Annotated in this window: 23 protein-coding genes; 7 read left to right on the top strand and 16 right to left on the bottom strand. The window is 44.5% G+C overall.

Annotated elements, in window-relative coordinates; genetic code table 11:
- Nucleotides 1–11: 11 nt before the first annotated feature.
- Entirely contained in the window at nucleotides 12–1,433 is a 1,422-nt protein-coding gene (locus D8S93_RS03785; RefSeq protein WP_152812021.1) for a PLP-dependent aminotransferase family protein, read from the bottom strand.
- Nucleotides 1,434–1,692: 259 nt separating this feature from the next.
- On the opposite strand from D8S93_RS03785, the gene D8S93_RS03780 reads away from it, so the two are divergent.
- From D8S93_RS03780 to D8S93_RS03770, 3 genes are all read left to right on the top strand, one after another.
- A complete protein-coding gene (locus tag D8S93_RS03780) occupies nucleotides 1,693–1,923 on the top strand; it encodes a hypothetical protein (protein ID WP_005396877.1) in 231 nt (76 codons plus the stop codon).
- 245 nt (nucleotides 1,924–2,168) lie between these two features.
- Nucleotides 2,169–2,468, top strand: a complete 300-nt coding sequence (locus tag D8S93_RS03775; protein WP_005396873.1) for a hypothetical protein — start codon at nucleotides 2,169–2,171, stop codon at nucleotides 2,466–2,468.
- 331 nt (nucleotides 2,469–2,799) lie between these two features.
- Nucleotides 2,800–3,990 carry an amino acid aminotransferase gene (locus D8S93_RS03770; RefSeq protein WP_152812019.1) on the top strand — a complete coding sequence of 397 codons (1,191 nt, stop codon included), beginning with the start codon at nucleotides 2,800–2,802 and terminating at the stop codon, nucleotides 3,988–3,990.
- An 87-nt stretch (nucleotides 3,991–4,077) separates the two neighbouring features.
- Here D8S93_RS03770 and D8S93_RS03765 read toward each other — a convergent pair whose 3' ends face one another.
- Complete coding sequence (locus D8S93_RS03765) at nucleotides 4,078–4,719, bottom strand: outer membrane beta-barrel protein (RefSeq protein ID WP_046876189.1); 642 nt, start codon at nucleotides 4,717–4,719, stop codon at nucleotides 4,078–4,080.
- 318 nt (nucleotides 4,720–5,037) lie between these two features.
- Here D8S93_RS03765 and D8S93_RS03760 point away from each other — a divergent pair, with 318 nt between their 5' ends.
- Both D8S93_RS03760 and D8S93_RS03755 read left to right on the top strand, forming a co-directional pair.
- Complete coding sequence (locus tag D8S93_RS03760; RefSeq protein WP_005396868.1) at nucleotides 5,038–6,927, top strand: DUF294 nucleotidyltransferase-like domain-containing protein; 1,890 nt, start codon at nucleotides 5,038–5,040, stop codon at nucleotides 6,925–6,927.
- Between the two features lie 8 nt (nucleotides 6,928–6,935).
- Entirely contained in the window at nucleotides 6,936–7,655 is a 720-nt protein-coding gene (locus D8S93_RS03755) for a 3'-5' exonuclease (RefSeq protein ID WP_152812017.1), read from the top strand.
- Between the two features lie 70 nt (nucleotides 7,656–7,725).
- Here the strand turns inward: D8S93_RS03755 and D8S93_RS03750 are convergent, their stop codons facing one another.
- Together D8S93_RS03750 and D8S93_RS03745 are read right to left on the bottom strand one after the other, a co-directional pair.
- Nucleotides 7,726–9,609, bottom strand: a complete 1,884-nt coding sequence (locus tag D8S93_RS03750) for a methyl-accepting chemotaxis protein (protein WP_152812015.1) — start codon at nucleotides 9,607–9,609, stop codon at nucleotides 7,726–7,728.
- A 231-nt stretch (nucleotides 9,610–9,840) separates the two neighbouring features.
- Entirely contained in the window at nucleotides 9,841–11,412 is a 1,572-nt protein-coding gene (locus D8S93_RS03745; RefSeq protein WP_005394723.1) for a BCCT family transporter, read from the bottom strand.
- Nucleotides 11,413–11,799: 387 nt separating this feature from the next.
- Between D8S93_RS03745 and D8S93_RS03740 the strand changes: the two genes are divergently transcribed.
- Nucleotides 11,800–12,276, top strand: coding sequence for a MarR family winged helix-turn-helix transcriptional regulator (locus tag D8S93_RS03740; protein WP_031780419.1), 477 nt, complete (start codon nucleotides 11,800–11,802; stop codon nucleotides 12,274–12,276).
- A 40-nt stretch (nucleotides 12,277–12,316) separates the two neighbouring features.
- Here the strand turns inward: D8S93_RS03740 and D8S93_RS03735 are convergent, their stop codons facing one another.
- From D8S93_RS03735 to D8S93_RS03710, 6 genes are all read right to left on the bottom strand, one after another.
- Complete coding sequence (locus tag D8S93_RS03735; RefSeq protein WP_005394727.1) at nucleotides 12,317–12,955, bottom strand: response regulator; 639 nt, start codon at nucleotides 12,953–12,955, stop codon at nucleotides 12,317–12,319.
- The gene (locus D8S93_RS03730) at nucleotides 12,948–14,303 is read right to left on the bottom strand and encodes a cache domain-containing protein (protein ID WP_152812013.1); all 1,356 of its coding nucleotides are present in this window, start codon (nucleotides 14,301–14,303) and stop codon (nucleotides 12,948–12,950) included. Before D8S93_RS03730 ends, D8S93_RS03735 begins: the two co-directional genes overlap by 8 nt.
- 151 nt (nucleotides 14,304–14,454) lie before the next feature.
- Nucleotides 14,455–15,741, bottom strand: a complete 1,287-nt coding sequence (locus tag D8S93_RS03725; RefSeq protein WP_005394731.1) for a TRAP transporter large permease — start codon at nucleotides 15,739–15,741, stop codon at nucleotides 14,455–14,457.
- A gap of 12 nt (nucleotides 15,742–15,753) precedes the next feature.
- On the bottom strand, nucleotides 15,754–16,293 hold the full coding sequence (locus D8S93_RS03720) for a TRAP transporter small permease subunit (RefSeq protein ID WP_012841642.1): 540 nt from the start codon (nucleotides 16,291–16,293) through the stop codon (nucleotides 15,754–15,756).
- A gap of 114 nt (nucleotides 16,294–16,407) precedes the next feature.
- Nucleotides 16,408–17,499 (bottom strand): TRAP transporter substrate-binding protein, encoded by a 1,092-nt coding sequence (locus tag D8S93_RS03715; RefSeq protein ID WP_005394734.1) that lies wholly within the window; start codon nucleotides 17,497–17,499, stop codon nucleotides 16,408–16,410.
- Nucleotides 17,500–17,913: 414 nt separating this feature from the next.
- Complete coding sequence (locus D8S93_RS03710) at nucleotides 17,914–18,318, bottom strand: hypothetical protein (protein ID WP_005394736.1); 405 nt, start codon at nucleotides 18,316–18,318, stop codon at nucleotides 17,914–17,916.
- 273 nt (nucleotides 18,319–18,591) lie between these two features.
- Here D8S93_RS03710 and D8S93_RS03705 point away from each other — a divergent pair, with 273 nt between their 5' ends.
- Nucleotides 18,592–19,257: a DUF2982 domain-containing protein gene (locus tag D8S93_RS03705; RefSeq protein ID WP_046876193.1), complete on the top strand. Its 666-nt coding sequence runs from the start codon at nucleotides 18,592–18,594 to the stop codon at nucleotides 19,255–19,257.
- A gap of 18 nt (nucleotides 19,258–19,275) precedes the next feature.
- Here the strand turns inward: D8S93_RS03705 and D8S93_RS03700 are convergent, their stop codons facing one another.
- From D8S93_RS03700 to D8S93_RS03675, 6 genes are all read right to left on the bottom strand, one after another.
- The gene (locus tag D8S93_RS03700; protein ID WP_048625699.1) at nucleotides 19,276–19,932 is read right to left on the bottom strand and encodes an MBL fold metallo-hydrolase; all 657 of its coding nucleotides are present in this window, start codon (nucleotides 19,930–19,932) and stop codon (nucleotides 19,276–19,278) included.
- A gap of 95 nt (nucleotides 19,933–20,027) precedes the next feature.
- A complete protein-coding gene (locus D8S93_RS03695) occupies nucleotides 20,028–20,576 on the bottom strand; it encodes a DUF882 domain-containing protein (protein WP_074191505.1) in 549 nt (182 codons plus the stop codon).
- A 165-nt stretch (nucleotides 20,577–20,741) separates the two neighbouring features.
- Nucleotides 20,742–22,283 carry a L,D-transpeptidase family protein gene (locus D8S93_RS03690; RefSeq protein ID WP_193621565.1) on the bottom strand — a complete coding sequence of 514 codons (1,542 nt, stop codon included), beginning with the start codon at nucleotides 22,281–22,283 and terminating at the stop codon, nucleotides 20,742–20,744.
- Nucleotides 22,284–22,424: 141 nt separating this feature from the next.
- Nucleotides 22,425–23,507: a DUF1513 domain-containing protein gene (locus D8S93_RS03685; RefSeq protein WP_152812009.1), complete on the bottom strand. Its 1,083-nt coding sequence runs from the start codon at nucleotides 23,505–23,507 to the stop codon at nucleotides 22,425–22,427.
- Entirely contained in the window at nucleotides 23,488–24,525 is a 1,038-nt protein-coding gene (locus D8S93_RS03680) for an imelysin family protein (protein ID WP_152812007.1), read from the bottom strand. The genes D8S93_RS03685 and D8S93_RS03680 overlap by 20 nt, the downstream gene beginning before the upstream one ends.
- 10 nt (nucleotides 24,526–24,535) lie before the next feature.
- Nucleotides 24,536–25,918, bottom strand: a complete 1,383-nt coding sequence (locus D8S93_RS03675) for a di-heme oxidoredictase family protein (protein WP_152812005.1) — start codon at nucleotides 25,916–25,918, stop codon at nucleotides 24,536–24,538.
- Nucleotides 25,919–25,973 lie beyond the last annotated feature (55 nt).

Genomic DNA, 25,973 nt, shown 5'->3' with positions numbered 1-25,973 from the left:
CACTAAGCAGTTTAATGAGTTTCAATTCTGAGTAATTCGCGAAGCAAATCACCTAACCTTTTGATAGCACGTTCTAAACTCGTTTCTAAAGGAAGCGATGTATTCAGTCTTAAATAGTTTTCGTATTGATCACTTATCGAAAAGAGTTTGCCATAAGCGACGGTAACCTGCTCAGATAATAGTGCTTGATATACCGCTTTACTTGATATTCCATCTGGCAATTTCAGCCAAAGAAAGTAACCACCATCAGGACGTTGATAGGTAACCTCTTTAGGTATGTGCTTTGCGAGTAAATCCACGAAGTCAGCTTGACGGTGTTGCAGTGTCTTACGCAGCTTTCTCAGGTGGTTGTCGTAACTGTCGTTTTGTAAGTAATGTGCAACCCCCTGCTGAATAGGGGCACTCCCAGACAATGTCGATATTAACTGGAGCTTTTGAATAGTCTCGTTAAAACGCTTATTCACCACCCAACCCAAGCGATATCCAGGGCATAAACTCTTAGAAAAAGAACCACAATGAAGGACACGCTCTTGCTCATCAAAGCTCTTTAATGAGTTCGGCCTTTTGTCAGAAAAATACAGCTCAGAGTACACATCGTCTTCGATGAGATACACATCATATCGATTGGCTAACTCAACAATGTATCGTTTGTGTTCATCAGACAAAGAAGCTCCGGTTGGATTATGAAAGTTCGTCATTAACCAACAAGCCCGAACGTCTTCATTGGCAAAGGCTGCTTCGATTTGCTCAAGCGAATGCCCACTCTCATCATCGACACTGATTTCTATAGCCTTGAGCCCCAACCGTTCTACTGCTTGAAGTGCGCCATAAAACGTTGGGGATTCGACAACGACGGTATCACCTGGTCGGGTGACCGCTTGCAAACTCAAGTTCAATGCTTCTAGCGCACCGGAAGTAATAACCACATCATCATGGGTTAGTGATATCCCATGATGAATATACCTCTGAGCGACGAGTCGCCTTAACGACTCAGCACCAGGAGGTAGGTTGTCTAGCAACTTATCCGGCCCCATTTTTCGTCCCGAGCTGGCCAAATTACGGTTAAGCGACTCTAAAGGAAACAAACACGGATCCGGAAACGCCGAGCCTAAATGAACAACATCCGATGTTGCTTGGTGCTTCAAAAACGAATACAACTCATCATTCAACTTGGTACATGGTGTATTGTTGCTTTTAATTCCATTAGTATTAGTGAGACGTTCAAGATCGGCAGTCACATAGTAACCAGATTGAGGCTTTGCTATCACCCAGCCTTGCGCCTCTAGCAATTGATAGGCTTGTAATACCGTACCTGCACTTACGGAATGATTGCGGCTGGTGACGCGTATTGAAGGCAGCTTCTCCCCTGCTCTCCAAGTATCTTTCTGAATTTGTGCCTTAAACAATTCGGCCAATTGACGGTATCGATTCATGTATCCCTCATTTCACTTGCAGCTGCACCATAGCATACTTCGCGCCAGCATTCTGATATGGCAGTAGTCAATTTAGCAACGTAATTTATCAAGCTTGTTAATAGCAATTTCGACGACGAAGTGAGAATTTATGTTCCATACTTTTACTGATACGTCCGAGTGGTCTTAAATCTTTGCCTTGTCCGAAAAGCAAGGCATTCCACGGAGCTGAGAGTGTTAAATCCACTTAGACATCTATCTTTTAAGCCGGGAGGAAGCGATGAAAGTATTTACAATGGACGATCTCTCTTATCGCGGGAAACATAAAGGTGTACATAGCTGGGACCATCCTGGCGGCACAACCCCTTATTACTGGCATCCTGATTGGTTGCATATCGCTGAAGATGCTTTGGGTGAACACAAAAAGGCTGACCTTGAAGTCCCTGACGGAGAGGCCGCAACAGAAGAGCATGCAAAAGCGGCGATTCTCAAACACTTGAATGACGAGTAGTTTAGGCTCTATCACCGTTCAAGAATAGCGTTAGGCAGGCGAATCCATCGTCGTATGCTTTAAACGCAGATAAAGCCAAAACCTGCCAAATAATAAATTCTTCTGAATGAGAAGTACGCATCGTCTGTAGCTATCGAATGACAAAATAAGTCGATAGTTATCACATTAATTTTCATTACATCTGTTACATTTAGATAGTAATGGTGATGCACACCTCAACTCATGGATTATGAGAGAAAACAATAATGGCGAAATACAACGAAGAAGACATTAAATACAAAGGTGAATCCAACGGCGTACATTCTTGGAGTTCACCTTCCGGCCAACCTTATTATTGGCACCCAGATTGGCTACACGTAGCGGAAGATGCGACGGGCACACACCCGAAACAAAAGCTTGAAGTCGAAAAAGCGGAAGTCCCAACAGAGAAGCACGCGTTAAAAGCAATCTTAAAGCATATGAACGACTGGGCGACTGAGAAGCTTTCTTCTAACCCAGACATCGAAACCAATGCGGTTGAGTCTGAAATCGATCTGAAGAAATAACATCAGCCAACATCTATACTTCTTACAAGCAAACGCTCCACCTTTAGTGGGGCGTTTTTGTCTCAACTAGTAACCGCCACTCCACGTAAATCACTAACGCAAAGCACTGAAGTCAAACGATTGGCACGTGAACAAAACTTCATCAACCATGGTATAAATCCCCTTCAAACTCTGTGCCTACCAAACGTTTTCATGGCAAAAACTTTAGTTATGTTAGAATTCTGTTTCAAATAGCAACTTTTTTAGGTTTTCTTTTCAGTAACGGTTGTAACCAATATTGCTGAAAGGTATAAATGTTAGCACACCCCTTCGATTAACATGGATGAAGATTATGTTTGAAAAAGTAGTTGCCGCTCCGGCTGACCCTATTCTTGGCCTTACTGAAGAGTTTAAAAAAGATACTCGCGCAGACAAAATTAACCTTGGCGTAGGTATTTACAAAAACGAGCAAGGCGAAACTCCCGTTCTTGCAACAGTAAAGAAAGCTGAGGCAGCGCTTGTTGAAACTGAAAAAACCAAGTCTTACCTAACTATCGAAGGCACAGCAGAGTACGGCATTGCAGTACAAAAACTGCTTTTCGGCTCTGATGCAGAAATTGTAAACGAAAAACGCGCTAAAACAGCTCAAGCTCCAGGTGGTACTGGTGCATTACGTGTTGCTGGTGAGTTCATTAAACGCCAACTTGGCGATGTAAAAGTCTGGATCAGCAACCCTACTTGGGCAAACCACAACGGCGTATTTACTGCCGCTGGTATCGAAACGGCACAATACAGCTACTACAACGCAGAAACAAAAGACAAAGACTTCGATGCAATGCTAAACGATCTGCAATCTGCGTCTGAAGGTGACATCGTGCTTCTACACGGCTGCTGCCACAACCCTACAGGTATCGACCCAACTGCTGAAGAATGGGAAACATTGGCGAAACTAGTCGCAGAGAAGAAATTGCTTCCTCTATTTGACTTCGCATACCAAGGCTTTGCTAAAGGCGTGGAAGAGGATGCGGCGGGTCTTCGTACTTTTGCTAAGTACAACAAAGAAATCCTAGTCGCGAGCTCGTTCTCGAAAAACTTTGGCCTTTACAACGAACGCGTTGGTGCCTTCACGTTAGTAGCGGAATCAGAAGAAGTCGCAACAACCGCATTTTCGCAAGTTAAAGCCATTATTCGCTCTATCTACTCTAACCCACCTGCGCACGGCAGCGCTGTCGTGACTCACATTCTTGGCAACGCCGAAATGCGTGCGGAATGGGAAGCTGAAGTAGCAGAAATGCGTGACCGTATCCAAGAGATGCGTGAACTATTTGTAGCGACACTAAAATCAGAAGGTGTGGACGCAGACTTTAGCTTCATAGAACGTCAAAATGGTATGTTCTCTTTCTCAGGCCTATCTAAAGATCAAGTAAACCGTCTGAAAGAAGAGTTCGGTATTTACATCGTCGGTTCAGGCCGAATCAGTGTTGCTGGTATGACGAAGTCAAATATGGGTCCTCTATGTAAAGGCATTGCAGCGGTTTTATAATCGATAGTCGCATACTTTATTAAAAGGAAAGGTCAGCATAAGCTGACCTTTTTGTTTTTATTTATTACCAATAAATGAACCAGTCCGCTAGTAGACAAACTTCAAACTCAGCCCCACTTCATTGACATAATCAGAGCTTTCACCGCTGTAATCGGTATCTCTAAACTGATAAAAAAGACCAGTACCAATAACATCATGCCATTGGTAGTTAAAACCTATCTTAAAATTGTTCTCATCGACGATATCACTGCGGTTAACTTCCACCTCGGCCGTCGCAATAAGTTTTTCACTGAATAAGTAATTCACCCCAACGGTGACGGCTTGAAGCAGTTCACTATCTGAAGATAACGTATTATCCGTTTTATCGTCCGTCGCTTTCGCTTTGATTGCACCTATTCCATATTTACCGTAGATATCGAATTGATCCGTAATCCCATAACGATAACCACCACCAAACAACAAACGGTCAATGCGAAGAGTAAAGTCGTCCGGATGGAAAAACTGCGCCGAGTAATCGACATTAAACAACCAGTTCTCAGTAAATAAGTAATTACCACCGAGCCCAATTGTGGTCGCGTTCGAATTATCTAACCACTCTTCATTTGTGGTTCCGGCACCCACATCCAGGTGAATGTGTTCATACCCAAATTTTTCTGCTTGGTCCATGACCGCCGCGCTAGTTACTGCTGGCAAAGCAGCTAAAGACGCAAGCAATAAACTTCTCACCATTCGACTTCCTTTCATGAGAATTATTTAAACACCGCCCCCAAATCACCTTGAGTGGCTTAGTTCAACAAAAATAACTTAGTTTACAGACGCGGTAACGATTTGAAATCTGCTATGCCTCTAAATCAAGCATTGGCCCAAAATATGTCGACCACGTCCGCTCACCTTTTAAGTGACTATATAGTAGTAGAAATGCCGATTCCTTATCGTGCGATATGTCAGAATCTTATGACTGAGTACGAAAATCACGGTTCAGATAAGACTCTGTTTTAAAACTAAGTTAAGATTACTTTATTATTTGCGAACTAAAAGGCACCTTCGATGGATGCAGAACTTCTCGAGATTTATAACTTTCTCGCCAAGTATCCCCCGTTCAATGAACTCCCTGAAGAAACACTAAACAAGGTGACAGAGAGTGTCGAGATCTCGTACTACCGAGAAGATACCCCAATCATCCATTTTGGAGACTATATCCAAGATCTCTACGTGGTGCGAAGCGGGGTCGTAGAAGTTTATCGACGCAAAGGAGAGCTTTATAACCGTCTTGATGAAGGTGACTTATTTGGCCAGATGGGAATGCTAACCAACAACAAAGTACGCTTTCCGGTAAAAGCCATTGAAGATACTCTTCTCTACTGTATTCCTGGTGACGTTTTCCAAGAAATATACGACAACTTTGATTCCTTTGCAGACTTTGTCGAAGTGGAAAATAGTGCTCGTTTACGCCAAGCAATTTCAGAAAACAAAGATGCAAATGATCTGACGACATCGAAAGTGAAAACCTTGCTGACTGGCGATGCTCATACGATTGATCGAGGACAGACAATCCAGCAAGCCGCGCAGCAGATGGCGAATGACAACGTATCTGCTCTACTTATCGTCGATCCAGATTTCGTTCGTGACGAAGATGACCCACAGTCTCCGGTACTTGGTATTATTACTGACCGTGACTTGTGTACCCGTGTGTTAGCCGAAGGCTTGTCTCCACAGGACGATGTATCAAGTGTGATGACCACTGAAGTCATGTCTCTTGATCACAATGCCTACATCTATGAAGCAATGTTAACCATGCTGCGTTACAACGTGCACCATCTGCCTGTGGTTAAAAACCAATTACCTATTGGTATTATCGAAACAACCGACATTGTTCGTTATGAATCACAAAACTCGCTCTTATTGGTGAGCAGCATTTTCCAACAACAGACCATCGAAGATTTGGCAGTTGTTGCTGAAGAAGTAAAAAGCAGCTTTGTACGCCTGGTCAACGAAGATGCCAACTCACACATGGTGGGCAGTGCGATGTCCGTAATTGGTCGAAGCTTCAAACAGCGTCTGTTAGAAATGGCTGAAGAAGAGCTTGGCCCACCACCAATTCCTTATTGTTTCCTTGCACTTGGCTCAATGGGACGTGATGAGCAACTGTTGGTGACTGACCAAGATAACGCCATCATTCTAGATGAGACCTACCAAGAAGAGAAACATGGCAAGTACTTCGAAGCTTTAGCGAAATACGTCAGTGATGGATTAGATGCCTGTGGCTACAAGTATTGTACGGGCGATATTATGGCAACCAACCCATTATGGCGCATGACTCGTTCAGAGTGGGAAGAGTGCTTCGCTGACTGGATTGATAACCCGAACCCGAAAGCGCTACTCAACGCGTCCATCTTTTTCGATTTGGATGGCGTTTACGGTCGCTTAAAATGGGCAGAACAATTAACCAGCTTTATTGTTCGTCGTGCGCGTAAAAACAATCGCTTCTTAGCCTGTCTGGCTCGTAATGCACTTAACCGAACGCCACCACTCGGCTTCTTTAAAGACTTTGTGATGGAGAAAGATGGCAGACACAATAACTCCATCAACCTCAAACGTCGCGGTACGGCTCCTCTGGTCGACTTAATTCGCGTTCACTCTCTGGCGGTTGGCTCACGCGCACAGAATTCGTTTGAGCGTCTCGACGACATCATTGATGCTGGCATTTTGCCAAAAGGTCGTGCACAAGACTTAAAAGACGCGTTAGAGTTTATTTCCATGGTGCGTATTCGTCACCAAGCGACGGACGTGGAATTAGGCATTGATCCAGATAACAATATCGAACCTGAAAATCTCTCTGAATTTGAACGTCGTAACCTAAAAGATGCTTTCCAAATCCTAAGCAATGGGCAGAACTTCCTTAAGTTCCGCTACCAAGCGAATAAGAGCTTTAAGTGAGGTTGAACATGATCAAAAAGCTCTTTCAGAAGCCAACCATTCAGTGGCCAGCGAAATTTGAACAAAAGTTGGAGATGGCTAAAGATGAGAATTTAATTGCGTTTTATAGCAATAAACCACCTACACCAGAGACCCCCCTGTCTGAGGTCGAGTTTGTCGCACTAGATTTCGAAACGACGGGGTTGAACCCTGAAAAACATGACATCATTACCATTGGTTTAGTGCCGTTTAACTTGAAACGGATTTTTTTGCGCAATTCGCGTCATTGGAAAGTTCGCCCGCAGCGAGCTCTCGATGAAGACTCGGTAATCATACATGGTATTACTCACAGTGAATTGATCGATGCACCTGACTTGGGCGACATCTTAAGCGAGCTACTACCATGCTTAAGCGGAAAAATCATTGTTGTGCATTATCGTCGTATCGAGAGAGAGTTTCTGGATAAAGCACTCAAAAGCCGTTTAGGGGAAGGAATTGAGTTTCCAGTGATAGATACGCTGCATCTTGAAGAAACCATTCAACAGAAACGCTCTGGCTCACTCTGGGAGCGTTTAAAAGGGAAAAAGCCAGAATCGGTTCGGCTAGCGCAATCTCGACGCCGTTATGGTTTGCCAGACTATACCCCTCACCATGCATTAACCGATGCAATTGCTACGGCAGAACTGCTACAAGCGCAAATCGCCCATCATTATAGCGAAGAGCAACCGATCAGTGAGTTCTGGCTATAACGTCTTGCTAGCTTAATAAGCGATCAAAAAAGGAGCCAAATGGCTCCTTTTTATTTAGATCGGTATCCGATTACAGCTTAAAGCGTTGAATCTCTTGCTCTAATTCGTGTGAAAGCTCAGATAGGTGGGCAGCTTGTTCTGCTGCTTGATGAGCTTCTACCGACAGCTCGTTAGAAACGTCACGAATGCCTTCAGTATTACGCGTGATCTCGGTTGTTACCGATGCTTGCTCTTCTGCCGCCGATGCAATCTGCGTTGCCATGTCACTGATGCGCTCAACAGCAGTATGGATTTGCGTCAAGCTCGCTGCAGCCGCGTTTGCATCATCAACACTGGTGTCAGCCAGACGACGGCTATCACCCATGATGCCAACCGCTTTCGCTGTTGTGCCCTGTAGCATCTCGATAGTTTCTTGAATCTCTTGCGTTGAAGCATGAGTGCGTTGGCTCAATACGCGAACTTCATCCGCAACCACAGCAAAGCCACGGCCTTGTTCACCTGCACGTGCCGCTTCAATTGCCGCGTTAAGTGCAAGTAGGTTAGTTTGCTCAGCAATACCTTGAATCGTTGATAGAATCGTATTGATGCTATTTCCGTGTGCTTCTAGCTCTTGAATCACATCAGTGGCAACTTGAACTTCTTGCGCCAAGTTCTGGATAGAACCTTGCGTCTGAGTCACTTGGCTAGAACCGTGTGAACAAGCTTGAACCGCTTCCTCTGAGTTACTTGCCGTGCTATCTGCATTACCTGCAATTTCTTGTGTCGCTGCAGCCATTTCGTTCACAGCCGTCGCCACCATGTTGATCTCATCTTGCTGGTAAGAGATACGCTGACTACGCTCTTCAGCTTGCTGTGCCGTCGTGCGTGCTTGCTCTGAAAGCGCAGATGATACGTGGCTAAGCTTGGTCACCATCGTGTGCATGTTGCCAACAAAGCGGTTGAAGTTTTCAGCCAGTTTACCGACTTCATCATCACTGCGTGGTTCTAGTCGTTGCGTTAAGTCACCTTCACCAGATGCAATTTCCTCAAGTGCATTTGATACGCGGCTCAAGTCACGGAACAAGAAACCAACCAACCAAGATACCGCAAGAATAACCACAATGGTGATCATCACTGCAGTGATCAATAGGTCACGTAGCAATACCGCATGCCCTGCTTCTTCCGTTGCGCGATCCATTTCAATCGCGAACATCCAATGCGTGCCAGGGACTTTATTAAAGTAGTAAAGCTTCTCTTTGCCTTTGATTACTGTATCTTCGATACGACCTTCATCTGCAGCGCGCTTAATTGCCTCTTGTGAAAAGTCTTTTAGAACACTGGTGATAGGCTTAAGCGTTAAGCTTTTATCAGGATGCGCTAGGAACGTACCTTCGTTCATATCGATTAACATCGCATGCGCATTTTCACCTGCATCTAGGTTAATCACGTCGCTGATGAGCTGATCGATTAGTACATCTGCACCAACAACACCAACAAACTGACCATTTTTCATTACTGGCTCAGCAATGGTTACAAGCAGCGCGTTAGTGATTGCATCTTGATATGCAGCTGTGATGATCTGCTTACCTGCGGCGTTAGCATCTTTGTACCAAGGACGAGTACGAGGGTCGTAATCAGCACGGTTACGCTCAGGGTGAGAGCGATACATATCACCGTTTGGTGTACCAAGGAAGATGTCATCAAAGCCACCAGCCTTGCGAGCTTGTTGTAGGAAAGGGACAACGTCTTGCTCTGTCGAGTAGTCGTTGAATGCGGTAGCAATATCTTTACGGATATTGACCCAATCAGAAATTCCTTCTGACGCAGTAGTACTTAGACTTTGCGCACGTGAATAGACACCTGAACGAGTCTGATCAAACAATTGACCAGCCGACAACCAAGTAAGTGCTGTTGCCATCACAACAACAGCAGAGAGGCTTGCGCCAATAAGCTTTTGTTTTAATGATAATTTCATATTTATAGTTTTTGAGTTGGGAGAACAGTTAAGGTGTGTGAATATTACACACTTTTTCACGACTATTCACTAATTTTTAAAAAACAAAATAGCACATTAACTCTTTGTAAAATATGAACTTTCATGTGTCATTTTTTTGTCTCACCGTCATAAAAACCGCACAAAAAAAGCCAGCAAAAATGCTGGCCTTTTGATTACTTGTTACTCAGACAGATTTATAAAATGCCTGAGTTATTGACGTTCTGTTCTCATACCCATCAATAAGCTCACACACATTGCAAGCAGAATGAAGGTAAACGGTAGTGCTGTAGAAATTGCACCTGCCTGAAGCGCTTGAACTGCTTCTGAGCCACCAATCCACAGTAGAGCAACCGCAATTGCACCTTCCATAAATGCCCAGAAAACACGTTGAAGTACAGGAGCGTCGACTTTACCGCCCGCTGTGATGCTGTCGATAACAAGTGAACCAGAGTCAGAAGACGTGATGAAGAACACAAGTACCAACACAACAGCAATGATTGAAAGCATGCTACCAAATGGAAGAACATCGAACATTTGGAACATAGCAAGTGAAACGTCAGTCAAACCATTCGTGCCCAACTCACCTACTTTATCAACAACTTGCTCGATCGCTAGACCACCAAATACTGACATCCAAACAACAGTAACAGCGGTTGGAACCAATAGAACGGCTGTAATGAATTCGCGAACGGTACGACCGCGAGAAACACGCGCAATGAACATACCTACGAATGGTGACCATGAAATCCACCAAGCCCAGTAGAATACTGTCCAGCCTTGGAACCATGCTTCATCTGTACGACCAAACGGGTTACTTAGCGGAATAATATTCTCTACGTATGCCATAAGTGTGGTTGGAATCGAACCTAGACTCGCCGCCCAACCGATAAGACCAACAAGAATCAGTAGCAAGAACGCCACAACCATGTTGATGTTACTAATGACCTTAACGCCACCATCAATACCACGTACGACTGAAACAACAGCAAGCAAAGTTACAACGGTAATGACGACGATTTGTAGGCCAAGGCCTGGCTCAACACCAAATACGTGATGAATACCACTTGCCGCTTGTTGTGCACCTAAGCCCAGTGACGTTGCAAGACCAAACAAGGTCGCAAGAACGGCCAAGATATCCACGATATGACCAGCCCAGCCCCACGCGCGATCACCCAGAAGCGGGTAGAAGATCGAGCGCATAGACAGCGGTAATCCTTTGTTGTAGGCAAAGAATGCTAAAGAAAGTGCTACAACACCGTAAATTGCCCATGGGTGAAGCCCCCAGTGGAACATCGTCGCACCCAGTGCCAATCTCGCTGCTTCTGGTGTATTTGCTTCAACACCGAGTGGCGTCTCATACCAACCAGTGAAGTAAGCGACAGGTTCTGCGACACTCCAGAACATTAAACCGATACCCATACCAGCCGCAAATAGCATTGCAAGCCATGACATGAACGAGTAATCGGCAACAGCGTCTTTACCACCTAGGCGGATTTTACCCATTGGCGAAACGATAAGTGCCAAACAGAAAATAACGAAAATATTACCTGCAATAATGAACAACCAATCGAATGAACCAATGATCTTCCATTTCAGCCCATCAAGTGCCGTCTTTGCGGTATGTGCATCTAGAACTAATGCAGCGACAAGAAACAGCGCAATTAAACCTGCACTAATACCAAAAACTGGGTTATGAACATCAAAACCCCATTTTTGAACGTTGTCTTGACCTACCGTATAGTCGGTACTATCGATACTGTACTTATCTATACCCTTTGTCATCGTTCCTCTCTATTTTTGTACTGTTTTTACGTACCAAACAAAAAAATCTTTCGAACACGATACGTTTTACATTCCGTGAAGGCGCAAGATCCTATCATTTGACACGTTTTTGTCTATCTTTTTGCTATGAAAAAATCCAATAACTTACTTTTCACTCAGCAATTTCCGCCTTTAAAAGGATAAACCACTAGAGCAATAGTTAGACCACAAACATTTATTGCTATAATAATTTTAGGTCTTCTTATTTTGTCTACACGACGCGACAAAATGAAATTGGAGACACTACTTAAAATTGTAGTGGTAATTTTTGATTCCACCCCTTTAAATAAGGGCGCATTTAAGTTAGTGTCGCCTCGATAAATGTTCCCTACAGACTGGATGAATAAATTGGAAAAGTACGAAGAAGTATTGGTCTCGATTCGTCAGATCATCCGCGCTATTGATTTACATTCTAAAAAGCTGAGCAAAGAGTCTGGATTGACCGCTCCACAGTTGATTTTGATGCGTGCTATCAATGAGTTAGATAACGTAACGATTAAACAGTTGTCTAGCCACACTAACATGAGCCAAGCGACCGCAACGACCATTCTAGATAGACTAGAACGAGGCCAGTTTGTTGAGCGTCAACGCAGTGTTCAAGACAAGCGTAAAGTGCATGCTGTACTTACGAGCAAAGGCCAAGAAGCCCTAAAGCAAGCACCAACGCCATTGCAGGAACACTTCATCAATCGATTCCAAAAATTGGAAGAATGGGAGCAGTCTCTGCTGCTATCTTCCGTTCAGCGCATCTCAACAATGATGAATGCAGAGGATATCGATGTCGCTCCAATGCTCGAGCTTGGCAGCATTACAAAAGTCGATTAATTTCGCTCTCACGTGCTCGCTTTTTGCGGGCACTACTCTCCTACTCCGTTAACCCTGTTTCAAACGCATATTTCGCTAGCTCTGCCGTCGAATGTAAATCCAACTTGTGCTTAATGTTATGGCGATGCGTTTCTACCGTTCGGTAGCTAATGTTAAGTAGTGTGGCTATTTTCTTACTGCTGTTTCCTTGAGCAACTAATTTAAGCACCGCCTCTTCCCTGCGGCTGAGTGGATTCGTTTTTTGAGTGGCTGGCACCACCTCTTGGGTAAAAAGCGTTTGTGTGACAGACTCGCAGAAATACGTTGAACCTTGATTCACCGTTTTTATTGCTTGCACCATTTTCTCGGCCGAGATTTCCTTGAGCATGTACCCTACTGCGCCAGCTTGCATGACCTTCATGATGTATTCACGGTTATCGTGCATGGTCAGCATAAGTATTTTGCTCTCTGGTCGCTCTTCTTTAATTACCCCTGTCGCTTCAATACCGTTCATTATCGGCATGCTAATGTCCATCAAGATGACATCAGGCTGAAGGTGCTTTGCGACTTCAATCGCTTCCAGCCCATTGCTTGCCGTACCGACCACTTCAATGTCAGGCTCTAACTCCAAGCGAGCCATGAAGCCATCTAAGACCACTTGATGATCATCAACAATCACCACACTAATCGGTTTATCCATAAACTAATTCATCCAAATTAAGCAGCACGGTAATCTCTGTTCCTAAACCAAGCTCACTCATCAGTTCAAACTCACCACCAATGAACTCTACACGCTCTTGCATGTTCCTTAACCCAATCCCTTGTTGGTGCACTGCTTGGTTAACCACAAAGCCAACACCGTCGTCACGTATGAGTAATTGCAGCATATTGCCCATTTTTTGCAAAGTAACCGTCACTTTTTTCGCTCTTGCGTGTTTTTCGATGTTGCTCAAAGACTCTTGAGCAACACGATACAAGGTCGTCGCGACCTCCGACGTCAGTTTGTACTGCTGAGTATCAAAATTACTCTCGATATCAATCCCAGAGTGAGAGTGAAAGTCTTGCAGTAAAGTGGTCAGTGCCGCCTCTAAGCCGATATCATCAAGGGCGCTAGGGCGAAGTTGATGAGAAATATGCCTTACTTCATTTATCGCGGTGACCAATGAGCGTTGCGATTTATCTAAGTGGGATTTGAGTTTTTCGTCTTCCAGTCTATGACTCATTAAATCCAAATGACATTTACTAGAAACTAACAGCTGGTTGATTCCATCATGCAACTCTCTCGCTAGATGCTTTTTCTCATCCTCTTGAAACATGACGGTTTTATGTGCCAACTCTTTAAGGTTTTTATCGGCAAGACGGTGTTCATGCAGATTAATCGCTAAAGTGAGAACGATAATTACAGCAACGGTCACCGCTAAGATCACGACGACCGAGAAAAAAGTCGTTTCGATATTTTTGTTCACCGCAGCACGCATATTGGCGACTTCTTGACTGACGTCCTCAATATAGAGCCCTGTTCCTATCATCCATTCCCACTTATCGAGCCATGCGGCGTAGCTAAGCTTTGGGACGACCTCACCCGTAGATGGCTTTTGCCACAGGTACTGATGAAATCCACCACCTGATTGAGCTTGATACAACAAAGCTTCGATTAGACGATCGCCATTCTCGTCTTCAAGATAGAGTAAGTTCTCCCCGACTAGCTCTGGAAGAACAGGATGTACAAGGTTGGTGCCGTATTTATCGTAAGCAAAAAAGTAGCCGTCTGCTCCGTAGCTTAAACGGTTTAAAATCGCTTTCACGCGTGTTTTAGCAACGCCCTCTTCTAAGGTTGGATCGTTGTAAATATAAGAAATGGAGTCAAAGGCGACGTCGACCGTGTCTTTGAGCGCCGCCTCTTTTGATTGGATCAGGTTTTGATGAAAGATCTCTACCTCCCTTTTGCCAAGAGTCTTGGTTTGATAGATAGAAATCCAACTGATACTCGCTGACACCAATACCACGGGTATCAATGTCAGCAGAATTAACTTTGCTTTGAGAGGCATCCCTTTCCTCCATGAAACGCTGCTTTACAGCTCACTATCTTAGCAGCACAAATAACTCTACTTCGTCCGCCTAGACATAAATAGCAGCTTAACAACTTGTCTCAAAAGGTAAAAACTCTCAGTTCACAAAATCTCTTTTATTATCGAGTGATCAACTCATGCCATAAAAGCCTGGGAAAAACAGCAAAGAAGCCAACACGACAATTTGAATCGCGATAAACGGCATCACACCTTTGTAAATATCTCGCGTAGTGACACCTGCTGGTGCGACGCCTTTTAGATAGAACAAACTAAAACCAAATGGCGGTGTTAGGAATGATGTCTGTAAGTTCATTGCGATAAGAATCGCAAACCACGTCATGTTGATACCCATCAACTCAGCGACCGGCGCAATAATTGGCACGATGATAAAGCAGATTTCAACGAAGTCGATAAAGAAGCCTAAAATCAGAATCACCACCATGGTAATGATGAGGAAGCCCCACTTTTCTCCAGGCAGTTCTAGCATCCACTCTTCGACTAGATAATCACCGCCAGTGTAGGTAAATGCCATTGAGAAGGCGGTTGCCCCTAGCAAAATAGCAAAGACCATTGCGGTTACTTTAACGGTTTCTTTCGATGCATCATAAATCATCGACCAACTAAACTGCTTATACAGTAACGACAGAACTATCGCACCAGCGCCGCCCAGAGCCGCTGACTCTGTTGGCGTTGCAATCCCTGCAAAGATTGAGCCCAATACCACAATTATCAGTGCTAGTGGCGGTAAAACGGCTTTCAGCGCGGTGAACACTTCTTGCTTTCGACTGATCGACTCATCGCGCTCTATCGCCTGTGCGGCTTGAGGGTTCAACTTCGCGTAGATGAGAATGTAGATCACATAGGCGCCAACAAGTGTAATACCGGGCCAAATCGCAGCTTGAAATAGGTCCCCTACCGGTACGCCAAGTACATCCCCTAACAAGATCAACACGATAGAAGGTGGGATAATTTGGCCCAACGTGCCAGACGCACAAATAGTCCCACACGCTAAACCTTTGTCGTAATTGTATTTAAGCATCACAGGCAATGAGATCAACCCCATCGCAACAACTGATGCGCCGACTACGCCCGTTGACGCGGCAAGTAATGCGCCAACTAATACTGTCGAAATAGCAATACCACCACGGACGCCGCCAAACAGACGTCCCATCGACTCAAGCAGTTGCTCTGCAAGCTTCGTCTTCTGAAGTACTAGTCCCATGAAGACAAACAATGGTACGGCCATTAGCACCGTATTTTCCATAATGGATTGAATACGATATGGCATGAAAGCAAACATCTCGATGCCTTCAGCCCAAACACCAAAAATCAGTGCAATACCGCCAAAAGTAAAGGCAACGGGGAATCCCAATAAAAGCGCAAAGAGCGCGACAAAAAACATCACTATACCGATCATAATGACTTCCTTTTACGACTTACCGTTATTACCGGCATAGATAAGATGAGGGTTAACAATCTTGTTGATCGAATGCAGCAGCAGTCCAATGCCACTAACTGCCATAAAGAAAAATGACAGCGGAATCATCGCTTTGATGATCCAACGATATGGCAATCCGCCTGGATCACCAGACGTCTCGCCTAGCGCGTAACTTTCTTTGGCGAAATCGATACCAAACCAAGCCACCAGTAGGCAAAAAGGGAATAAGAAAAATAGCGTGCCTATGATGTCGATGATGGATTGTGCTTTGTAAGATAAGCGTTCATAAAAAATGTCGACGCGAACATGGCCACCAGACTTAATCGCGTAAGGCACACCAAGCAGAAATACGGCGGAGAATAGATGCCATTCCATTTCTTGGAATGCAATGGATACATCGTTGAATACATATCGCATCACAACGTCGTAAACCACATTCACCAACAATAAAATAAACAGGATGCTGGACAACCATCCGAGAAAATCGCTAAAGCGGTTAAATAATCGCTCAATATAAATAAGACTTCTCATTCCGAACTCCGTGGAACGTTTGGATACGCTCCGCTATGGTGCGGAGCATTCATTATGAAGTTTCTTGGGCTTCGTTCGCAGGCTAAACCTCTCGGCGTCGCCTGCGTCATAACGTTATTGTTGAGCTTGACTGTTTAAGTAAGCTCGGTGTGAAATGTCTGACCAAGGTCGAACTTGATTCATGTAGTTCGCTTGCGACTCTTGAATCTCTTTCGCCAAAGCATCTTTTTCTGCATGTTCTTTCAACAAACGATCGTTTGCTTCTCGCAACGCAGCTACTACTTCAGGCGGGAAGTCTTTGACTTCAACATTTGGGTATTCAGATTTGATAGATGCCCAGTTTTTGCCACTTTCGTGTTTCGATTGCGTGTACATATCGTAAGCGGCGGTTTTCATTGCTACTTGTAAAATCGCTTTTAGGTCATCAGGTAGACGGTTCCAAGTACGCTTATTAACAAGGAACTGAAGCTCAGTTGCTGGCTCATGCCAACCTGTGTAGTAGTATGGCGCGATTTTGTGGAAGCCCATGCGCAAGTCCAATGATGGACCAACCCACTCCAAGGCATCAATTGTGCGACGCTCTAGAGAGGTATATAGCTCACCAGGGGCGATATTCGTTGGTTTTGCACCTAACTCTGCCAAAATCTCACCAGCAAAACCCGGGATACGCATTTTCAAACCCTGCAAATCCTCGACGGACTTGATCTCTTTCTGGAACCACCCGCCCATCTGAGTATCGGTATTACCGCCAGGGAAAGACATCAAATTATGTGGAGAGTACACCTTCTCCATCAGCTCCATACCACCGCCGTAGTAAAACCACGCATACTGCTCAGTTGGTAACATACCGAAAGGCATAGAAGTGAAGTAAAGTGTGTTTGGAACCTTGCCCTTCCAGTAGTAAGACGCCGAGTGGCCCATGTCGTATTGGCCAGACTTAACCATATCAAACACCCCAAAAGGCGCTTTGTGCTTGTTTGCGGAATCAATACGGATTTGTAGACGCCCGTTGGACATCTCCTCTGCCATTTTTGCCATGTTTTTTGTCGCATCACCAAAAATAGGGAAGTTAGGTCCCCAAGTTTCAGCAAGCTTTAAACGATAGACTTTTTCAGCAGCATTTGCAGAAGTCACAACGAATGTCATCGCGGCAACGACAGCGGTTGTTTTGAGCACTCGTTTTAAAGATTTTTGGATTAGACTCATCGTTCACGTCCTTTATCACCAAGGTTATTGTTGTCATCCATTTCATTAGGATTGGCTGTATTCGGTATAAAAGATGTAACAATGTTGTCGAATGCGAAATGGGCATGAACACGGAAGCGAGTAATTCATCAATAAGACATTAGCCTTAGGTATTACGTATAACTACGTAGGACAGCCGTTATGCAACAAGTTTAACTATCATAAAATTAATGAGTTAATCTTCCTGTAACGAGGCAAAAAGAAAAATGATACGTACGTACTTCTCTGCCAAAAAATTTACATAGTATTTAAGAAAATGTGACAAAGCACTTATTGGCAGCGTTAAAATCAATTCCTAATAGATTATTTTCAATACGAAGATAAAAAAATACCCCGGCATTGGCCGAGGTATTCAAGCTAGAACGGTAGCGGTAATTAAACTGCTTTGTAGATAACTTTGTTACCTGCTAACTGCTCTTTTTGAACTAGGTTTTCTTCAAGAAGCTTCTTCAGTGCGCCAGTAGCCCATGATGCCGCTTTAGTATCTTCTTGACCTGCAGCTAGACCAATGCCTTTAGGATTGATACCTTCAGCATTTGCTACAACGATGTCTAATACTTGTTGTTGCTTAGGAGTAAGGGCAACATCAACTGTTTTCACTGCAGCTACTTTTTTCTCAGCTACTACTTTCTCCGCAACAGCTTTTTCAGCAACAGAAGGTGCTACTGCTTTTTCGGCAACAGGCTTCACTGCTTTAGGTGCTGCAGCTAAGTTTGCTACTGTCGCTTTAATGCGTTTTTGCAGTTTCATCTGCACTTTACGCTTATGAGCAAGTCTCATTGAATATTTCTCCAGTTCACTGCATCTCAGCAGGGATGAAAATTTGAAGCGCGTTTTATACCAAAATTCACAAGCAATTTGTAGGTTTTAGCGGCGAAACGCGATGAAAAATGCGCTCAAAGCATAGAACGTCTACTATTTAATCAGATATTTTATGAACGGATTTATTGAATACTGGGTATAAAAACAGAGGTTTCTTTTATTTCAAATGCAAGTCAATGCACATTTAGTCATCCACGCATTTTTGATCAAGTATTCGATGAGGTTATAAGCATGGAAACGCTGCACCTAACAAATTCACATTTCAAACCCGACTCCCCTATCAACAGAATACTTTTGTTGCTCGTTGCACTGATAACCCTGTTTTTGGTTGTCATTTCTCCGGGATGGAAGCAAGCCATGTTGTCGGTCATTTTGATGTCTGCAATTGTTGGTTTCGCCATCTTGATGATCAAAAAAAGCCAAGTCACTTTTACGCTGACAGCTTCTCACTTCCAACAACATCTTTTTAAAGGCGGATGGGTCGTCCGATGGCGAAATATTGAGTCAATAGGGATTTGTAGCTACCAGCAGGAAGGGTGGCATCAGCCGCTACCTTGGATTGGTATTCGTCTAAAACACTACTCACCTTATTTGGATTCGATCTGCCCTCGTATAGCGACAGAAATTCTCCTTAGCCAACGCGCACTACTTTATTTAGGTGCGAAGCAAAATCAGTGTGAAGATAAGTTTGAAGATATGGTGCTTGATCCTAAGCCATACATAAACAGCAATGGGATTGAGTATAAAGGCTTACTGGCGATGCTCGCCAACCGTATGAAATATCAAAGAGGATTTTACGGCTACGATCTGTTTATATCAGCCAGTGACCTAGATCGTGAAGCAGAGGATTTTGTGGGACTGACTCGGCGATACTTAGCTGCCGCCGAGCCAGAATAATGCTTACTACACGCGCTTTTAGTAAAGCGGCATCTCGTCAGCAACGAACGGGTTAGTTTTACGTTCGTGACCGAAAGTCGATTGAGGGCCGTGACCAGGGACAAACGTGACATCATTGCCTAAAGGCCACAATTTCTCTTTGATAGAGCTAATCAAGGTATTGAAATCACCTTGTGGGAAGTCAGTTCGGCCAATGCTACCGTTAAACAATACGTCGCCCACAAACGCCAATCGCGCTTCTTCACTATAAAGAACAACGTGACCAGGGGTATGACCTGGTGTGTGGAATACCTTTAATACTTGATTACCAAACGTGACAGTGTCACCCTCATTTAACCATTGATGCGGTTCAAAGGCTTCAGTCAATGGGAAACCAAACATTTGGCTTTGCCCTTCTAGACCTTGTAACCAAAAATTATCCGCTTTATGAGGACCAATGATCTCAGTACCACCAAGCATTGCAGCCAGCGGCTCTGTTCCGCCAACATGATCTAGGTGACCATGAGTTAGCACCAAGTTGACGATCTCGATGCCAAGCTCTTTAATGAGCATAGCAAGTTGCTTTTCGTCACCGCCTGGGTCAATAACGATGCCTTTCATCGTTTCATCACACCACACGATAGAACAGTTTTGAGAAAAAGATGTCACTGGGACAACTTGGTATTTCAGAGCCATAGAAAACCTATTACCAAACAAATTTGCGTTAAAACTGGCGCAACTATGACACTAACCCCATGCGACTTCAAGACCTGCTGAGGCTTGCTATTGACTTACCAAGAACGCACAGCACCTGTATCGATATGGACAAAGTTACTACTTGGATAATACCCAACACCACCAGCTTTCAAGCTAATTGCTGCATCGCGTACAGTAGACAATTTCACTCCATCAAGACGGAAGTCTATGGCCTTACCTTCCATATGAAGACTTTTCTTTGCCACTCCGCTAGCCCCTTTGCGCAGGGACGCATTGGTCAAAGGCGAACGGTAACCAGAAATTACAATGACTTCTGCATCTGTACCGATCAGCTTTTGAATCTGGCTGATTTGATCGAACAAGCGTCGATCCATCGGATGAACTTCGTTTCGACGGTGATCACGACAAAACTCATTCAGCTTTTCTAGTTCATCATCAAGATAGCGTTTACCATCGAAATAGCATGTTTCGAGGAGCTCTCCAGTATTAAGGTTGTTCATCGCCAACTCACGTGGCTCGTCAGGGAATGAAGCCCATGAAATCGATGGCAAGGCAGATGCCAATACCACGCCACCAGCGGTCATTTTAAGGAAATCTCGGCGGGAAAAATTACGACTTACCATTTCAAAAATAATGCTCAACAACTAAACAAGTCGCGGACATTACCCAAACACCTTTGTCACGTCAAATGCATAAATCGCTCCACCCTAATTTTAAGATGTGGTGATTGACGCTTAATTATTGAGCAAACAGAAGATTCTTAGTTTTGTAAATTTTACTTAAAGATTTCAACTACGGTGATCGTATTTATAGATATCATCTCGGTAGTAAAGTGTTCCCTCTTCTAGCCATGCGGTTTGATAAATAATGTGCACTTGGATGCGTTCTCCTAAAGGAACCGACGTGTTAGAGCGACGCGTACTTTCCCGTTTTTTCGCTAGGCGTTCTTCTAATCCCTGAGTTTTGAATAAGAGCTCCGCCAGTTGGTCGGCATGTTCAACGCGGACACACCCGGAACTGAATGCGCGTCTATCTCGTTCGAACAAGTTTTTACTTGGCGTATCATGCAAATAGATAGCTTGGGGGTTTGGCATATTAAACTTATACAATCCCAATGCATTGTGTAAGCCCGATGCTTGCCGCATACGATAAGGAAATGTTCTCGGATTCACCGTCGCCCAATTGATGGTTGTAGGGTCAATAATTTCGTTTGACGTCCAAGACCGGATGATTTGAATGTTGTGGTTAATCAAATACATCGGATTACGTTTCACTTTAGGAATGATGTCTTTCACCATTATGGTCCATGGCACATTCCATGTGGGGTTGAGAATGACGGAGTCAAGAGTCCCCGACATGATTGGTGTTTTTCTTGAGGCTCTGCCAACCACAACTTTAGACTCGAACAACGGTTGACCATCGTGCCAATACGTTACTTCGTATCCAGGTACATTTACAAAGACAACATTATCTCTGTCTTTGGACCAAATCCTTGAACGTTCTGAGTTCAGCGCCAATAGATGCAATCGTTCTTGAGGAGAAAAGTTGATCCATCGAATGGTATTCGGGCCAATCACCCCATCCTCTTTCAAGCCATGAATACGCTGAAACTCTTTCACCGCTAACTCTAATTCTTCATCATACTGTTGGGTCGTGATATCTAAATACGATACATCTATACCAACCACTTCCATACGCTCAATCAGAAGCGGTTTATTTTCTAATTGGTCACCGACACGGGCAAGGCCCGCTTGTTCATAGATTGGATATTGATACTGAGCGTGCTCGGATAAAGAGGAGTAAGCGGAATAAAAAGCTTCGTCCGTTTGTAAAGGAGAGCGAAGGCTTGCTAAGAATTGACCAAGTTTGCCAACCGTAATTTCGTTACTCAGTACGGACAAAGTATCGATACTAGGAGCAGGTAAAATCACGTGGGTTTTGTTAGCAAATAACCAGTTGATGCCTTCTTCAGGGAGCTGCTCGAGATAACTGAGATACATCAACAGTGAATCTGTCATCACCAAATCAAAGTCGAGGTTATCTCCCTGCCATCGAACTTGGTTTATACGATGGAGTTGATTCTCGAATTCGTCCGTGACGCCTGCAAGAGCAACCAGGTTTACTTGAAAAAGAAACTGCTCAATATCGCTTTCATTTTCCCAGTTCAAACGGTAATTGGTACTTTGATAAAGCTGGTCAATCACCTCTGGATAATGGATCATTTTTTCGACAGACAGCTTTTGTACCGCTCCCTCTTGCTCTGTTTGTGCAGAAGCTTCGAGAGAAACGACGGTAGAAAAGCTGCAAAACGGCACCATAAGTGCCGTCATGATTAAAACCCTAGCAAACACTGAAACGATCCTTGCGCTACTTGCCATAATGAAAAGTATGGCAAATATCTCACAGCTTGCAGGTTTAAAATTAAGAATCTGATGTCGAAATTAACATCAAGTTTCTTTATCTACTTAGGTTCAAACAATCTTTGACCAATGGTTATCCCATTGAACACCACTAAAAGAAGCGCTTTTATGTGCCGTTGGCCTTTGCTCAATCACTTTGCCAGCACCAGAGCTGACCCTGAATTCCTTTCCATATGTCACCACTCCCGATGCATCTGGCAAAGCACTTAACTCAACCAACTTACCTGTAGCTTTAGACCATATCCCATAACAACTGCCTGGAGGAGAAGTCGCAAGGATCCATTCATCCGTCGCCGCGATACTCGCGACATAGTGATTAAATCTCGCCCACTCTTCGGGTTCCGCATGCAAAGATTGCATCTCACCACCACGAGTGTGCATCGCAAGTAAAGCTGGGTATTCATCCGGCTCTCCACGATATTGCTGACCACACAGTACCGTCTCTGCACCATCATGCGCTAAATGACGGATGCTCAACTTATGATCTGGTAAAGAGACTTGATCCAACAGCTCACCTCCTTGTGAAAGGTAACTCAGGCTTGGTCTCATGCTATCTAGATTGAGCGGTTCACGGCCGTTGGTGTGTACGCCACCGACGCCAATCGCTAATGCGCCATCAGGCATCATGATCACTTCATGAGGGCCGAGGCCAAAACCTGTTAACTCATCGATCTTTTGATATTGCTTTTGCACATCATAAACACCGATGATCCCACGGCTTGTGCCCCTTTCCCCTTCTGTAGCAAATAGCAACGTGCCGTCACGGGAGTAAACACCATGACCATAGAAATGGCGATCCGGTTTTGCTAGCTGCAGCTTGATCATCTGCTCTGAGCGATAATCAAACACCATGAAGAAAGTTCCTGGTCGACGACCAAAGACCACTGCGTGACCTTGTGGGTTGGTCGCCACACCATGACCACGCTCAGGAATCGGCAACGAAGATAGCGGCATACCATGCTCATCGGCCACTACCGCTGCGTATTTATCTCGGCCGATGATTGAGCAGCCAATCAACGCTGGTTGACGTGAACGTGTTGAAGCACAACCAAATGGCATCATAGGTGCGGCCGTACCAAAGAGAGCAGCTTTAAGTAAGGTTCGGCGGGTTTGATCAGTCACCATCGGTTGCATTAAATCCTATAACTACGCCAAGCTCGATCGCCACTTCTTCGTGAATCAAGTACTTCAATTGCTCTAGCTTGTTGTATTGAGCGAGTACCATGCGGTAACCTTCTTTACTTTGTAAAGCCGTGAACAAACTCTTATCTTCCGGCCATGTTTCCAACGCCATTTCAAACTGGTGAACAACACGGTCTGCGAGATCTGCATGGCCTTGCTCTCTTAGTAAAGTATCTAGACCATTACCGTTGGCAAGATACAGCGCTTCCATTGCTTCAAGGTTTGCTTTTAAGTTTGAAAGCGACGTCTCTGAACGCCAAGATTCAGAAAAGTAAGGACGAGGCTGACCAATTTTAGCTAACGGTCTGCTCAGCTTTTTCATACTGTAGTCAAGCTGATTCGAGAGCAGTGAAATGTACTCAGATTCCCATTCCGTCATCTCTAGCGATTTCCAAGGGTTCTCTGCCCAAGAGTCCGCGATGATCTGCGCTTTGTTATCGAGGTTTTCTGCAATCGAAACACCCGTCGCACAGGTATTGGTGTTGCTAGATAAGGTCGACGCTTTATCGTAAAGCAGCCATTCCAATGCCCCTAAACCTTGCACGGTGACACTTTGGGTGGAGATATCTTCTGCACTCCAAGCTTGATCAGATTTCGTCAGTACAGACATTTTACGACCAGTGGTGTTCTTTTTATCTGGCCAAAACTGAACATTCCAGCTTTGCTCCAACGCCGTAGCAGGGCCACGTTCTTGACCTTGTAATGCCATCCACGCAAGCATCGTTTGATGCAATTGCTGTTTTACTTGTGCATCATCTTTCGACTCTGATGCGCAGTAATCTGCGAAGCGTTGTTCGAGTTCTGTGGTTTGCGCTAAAAACGTCTGAGCTGATTGAAACTCAACCTCGTACACGCTTTGAGAAATATGACTTGTACTCTCAGGCTTGGCTGAGCTCGAACCGACGGTCGATTGGCAACCAACCAAACTTAACGTTGCGGCAATCGCACTCATTAACAGTGTTTTTTTCATGGTTGCTTCCTTATAGAGAATTCAGAAACGCAATCAATGCATCACGTTCTTTTTTGTTCAGTGCTAGCACGTTTTGTTTGGCCGTTTCAGCTTCGCCGCCGTGCCACAACACCGCTTCCATCAGGTTACGGGCGCGGCCATCATGTAAGAAGTAACTATGCCCGTTTACTTCTTCGGTATAACCAATGCCCCATAGGGGTGCCGTTCGCCATTCACGGCCGTTTGCTAAGTACTCAGGACGGTTATCGGCTAAACCTTCACCCATGTCATGCAGAAGCATGTCTGTATATGGATGGATAAGCTGCTCAGAAAGCGCTGGTAACCCTGGTCGCTTCGCCGTTTTGACACTGGCCTTATGGCAACTTTCACAGCCAGATGCAGCAAAGATTTTCTGACCGAGTTTCACGCTAGGATCGTTCATATTTCGGCGAATAGGTACGGCTAAGTGCTGGCTGTAAAACTCAACGAAGTCGAGAATATTTTCACTCACTTCTGGTTTACCGCCATTTGGCATGTCGTCACAAATACTTTGTTTCGAGGTACAGTTTTCATTGGGGAATAAATGGCTCGTCAGACCCACATCACCATTGAATGCTGCTGCATTTTGCTGCATTAACGTCGGTTGTCCGGCTTTCCAGCCAAAACGACCAATCGAGAAGTCGTCCTTCTCAATATCCCAAACTTTGTTTACTTTACCTGAGATACCGTCTTTATTTGCATCTTGTGCATCAGCCCATGCAAGTAGCGTTTCGTCAGGAATACTCTCTAACAAACCAAGGCCGATCATTGGCGGTGCAACACGCGCTGAAAATTCCGTATCAGGGTGCATATCGCCGTAACCTAGATCGGTAATATTCAAATGAGGTTTTCTTAGTGTCACCGTCGTGCCATCTTTAAACTTCACTGGCACATCGGTGTACGTGATTTCGATTTTTCCTTCTGGCGTTTGATCTTGCAGGGCAAAGTCTTGGAGCTGGCCGCCATAAGTCGGCTCAGGTATAACGCCGTCTCTGATGTACGCTGTTTTTTGTTCTGACGTCATCGCAGGGATGCTCAAACGCACTAACATGGACACCGCATGCAAATCATTTTGCTCTGGAGGATGACCACGACCATCTTTGATGTGGCAGTTTTGACAACCATTTGTATTGAAAAGAGGTCCCAAACCATCTCTGGCATCGGTAGACGCTGGCGCTTGTACCCAAGGGTTGCGGAAAAAACTATTGCCTACGCTAAAATCAAGACGTTTACTCATAGGAAGGTTCGCGGCAGGAAGAGAATACGCGTTGGCGCCTTCTTTTTTGACGCTCGTTTGTCCACCAGATTTCACATCATACGCGATAGCAGTAGAAGAAAAGATCACGGCCAAGGCCGAAATTAAGTAAGGCTTCATATCATTGCTCTAAAACACAACAAGAGGGGTGGGATAACAGCGAGTTAAAACGGTA

This window comes from Vibrio sp. VGrn 2 (assembly GCF_009361695.1).
Classification (GTDB): Bacteria; Pseudomonadota; Gammaproteobacteria; order Enterobacterales; family Vibrionaceae; genus Vibrio; species Vibrio diabolicus.
This window is presented reverse-complemented; position numbering and strand designations above follow the sequence as displayed.

Coding starts and splice junctions, on each gene's coding strand:
- D8S93_RS03715 (WP_005394734.1), bottom strand. CDS start 17,499: ATGAGTCTAATCCAAAAATCTTTAAAACGAGTGCTCAAAACAACCGCT.
- D8S93_RS03680 (WP_152812007.1), bottom strand. CDS start 24,525: ATGAAAAAAACACTGTTAATGAGTGCGATTGCCGCAACGTTAAGTTTG.
- D8S93_RS03705 (WP_046876193.1), top strand. CDS start 18,592: ATGGAAACGCTGCACCTAACAAATTCACATTTCAAACCCGACTCCCCT.
- D8S93_RS03730 (WP_152812013.1), bottom strand. CDS start 14,303: ATGCCTCTCAAAGCAAAGTTAATTCTGCTGACATTGATACCCGTGGTA.
- D8S93_RS03685 (WP_152812009.1), bottom strand. CDS start 23,507: ATGCAACCGATGGTGACTGATCAAACCCGCCGAACCTTACTTAAAGCT.
- D8S93_RS03695 (WP_074191505.1), bottom strand. CDS start 20,576: ATGGTAAGTCGTAATTTTTCCCGCCGAGATTTCCTTAAAATGACCGCT.
- D8S93_RS03755 (WP_152812017.1), top strand. CDS start 6,936: ATGATCAAAAAGCTCTTTCAGAAGCCAACCATTCAGTGGCCAGCGAAA.
- D8S93_RS03775 (WP_005396873.1), top strand. CDS start 2,169: ATGGCGAAATACAACGAAGAAGACATTAAATACAAAGGTGAATCCAAC.
- D8S93_RS03710 (WP_005394736.1), bottom strand. CDS start 18,318: ATGAGACTTGCTCATAAGCGTAAAGTGCAGATGAAACTGCAAAAACGC.
- D8S93_RS03745 (WP_005394723.1), bottom strand. CDS start 11,412: ATGACAAAGGGTATAGATAAGTACAGTATCGATAGTACCGACTATACG.
- D8S93_RS03675 (WP_152812005.1), bottom strand. CDS start 25,918: ATGAAGCCTTACTTAATTTCGGCCTTGGCCGTGATCTTTTCTTCTACT.
- D8S93_RS03785 (WP_152812021.1), bottom strand. CDS start 1,433: ATGAATCGATACCGTCAATTGGCCGAATTGTTTAAGGCACAAATTCAG.
- D8S93_RS03735 (WP_005394727.1), bottom strand. CDS start 12,955: ATGGATAAACCGATTAGTGTGGTGATTGTTGATGATCATCAAGTGGTC.
- D8S93_RS03760 (WP_005396868.1), top strand. CDS start 5,038: ATGGATGCAGAACTTCTCGAGATTTATAACTTTCTCGCCAAGTATCCC.
- D8S93_RS03765 (WP_046876189.1), bottom strand. CDS start 4,719: ATGGTGAGAAGTTTATTGCTTGCGTCTTTAGCTGCTTTGCCAGCAGTA.
- D8S93_RS03700 (WP_048625699.1), bottom strand. CDS start 19,932: ATGGCTCTGAAATACCAAGTTGTCCCAGTGACATCTTTTTCTCAAAAC.
- D8S93_RS03750 (WP_152812015.1), bottom strand. CDS start 9,609: ATGAAATTATCATTAAAACAAAAGCTTATTGGCGCAAGCCTCTCTGCT.
- D8S93_RS03780 (WP_005396877.1), top strand. CDS start 1,693: ATGAAAGTATTTACAATGGACGATCTCTCTTATCGCGGGAAACATAAA.
- D8S93_RS03720 (WP_012841642.1), bottom strand. CDS start 16,293: ATGAGAAGTCTTATTTATATTGAGCGATTATTTAACCGCTTTAGCGAT.
- D8S93_RS03725 (WP_005394731.1), bottom strand. CDS start 15,741: ATGATCGGTATAGTGATGTTTTTTGTCGCGCTCTTTGCGCTTTTATTG.
- D8S93_RS03690 (WP_193621565.1), bottom strand. CDS start 22,283: ATGACGGCACTTATGGTGCCGTTTTGCAGCTTTTCTACCGTCGTTTCT.
- D8S93_RS03770 (WP_152812019.1), top strand. CDS start 2,800: ATGTTTGAAAAAGTAGTTGCCGCTCCGGCTGACCCTATTCTTGGCCTT.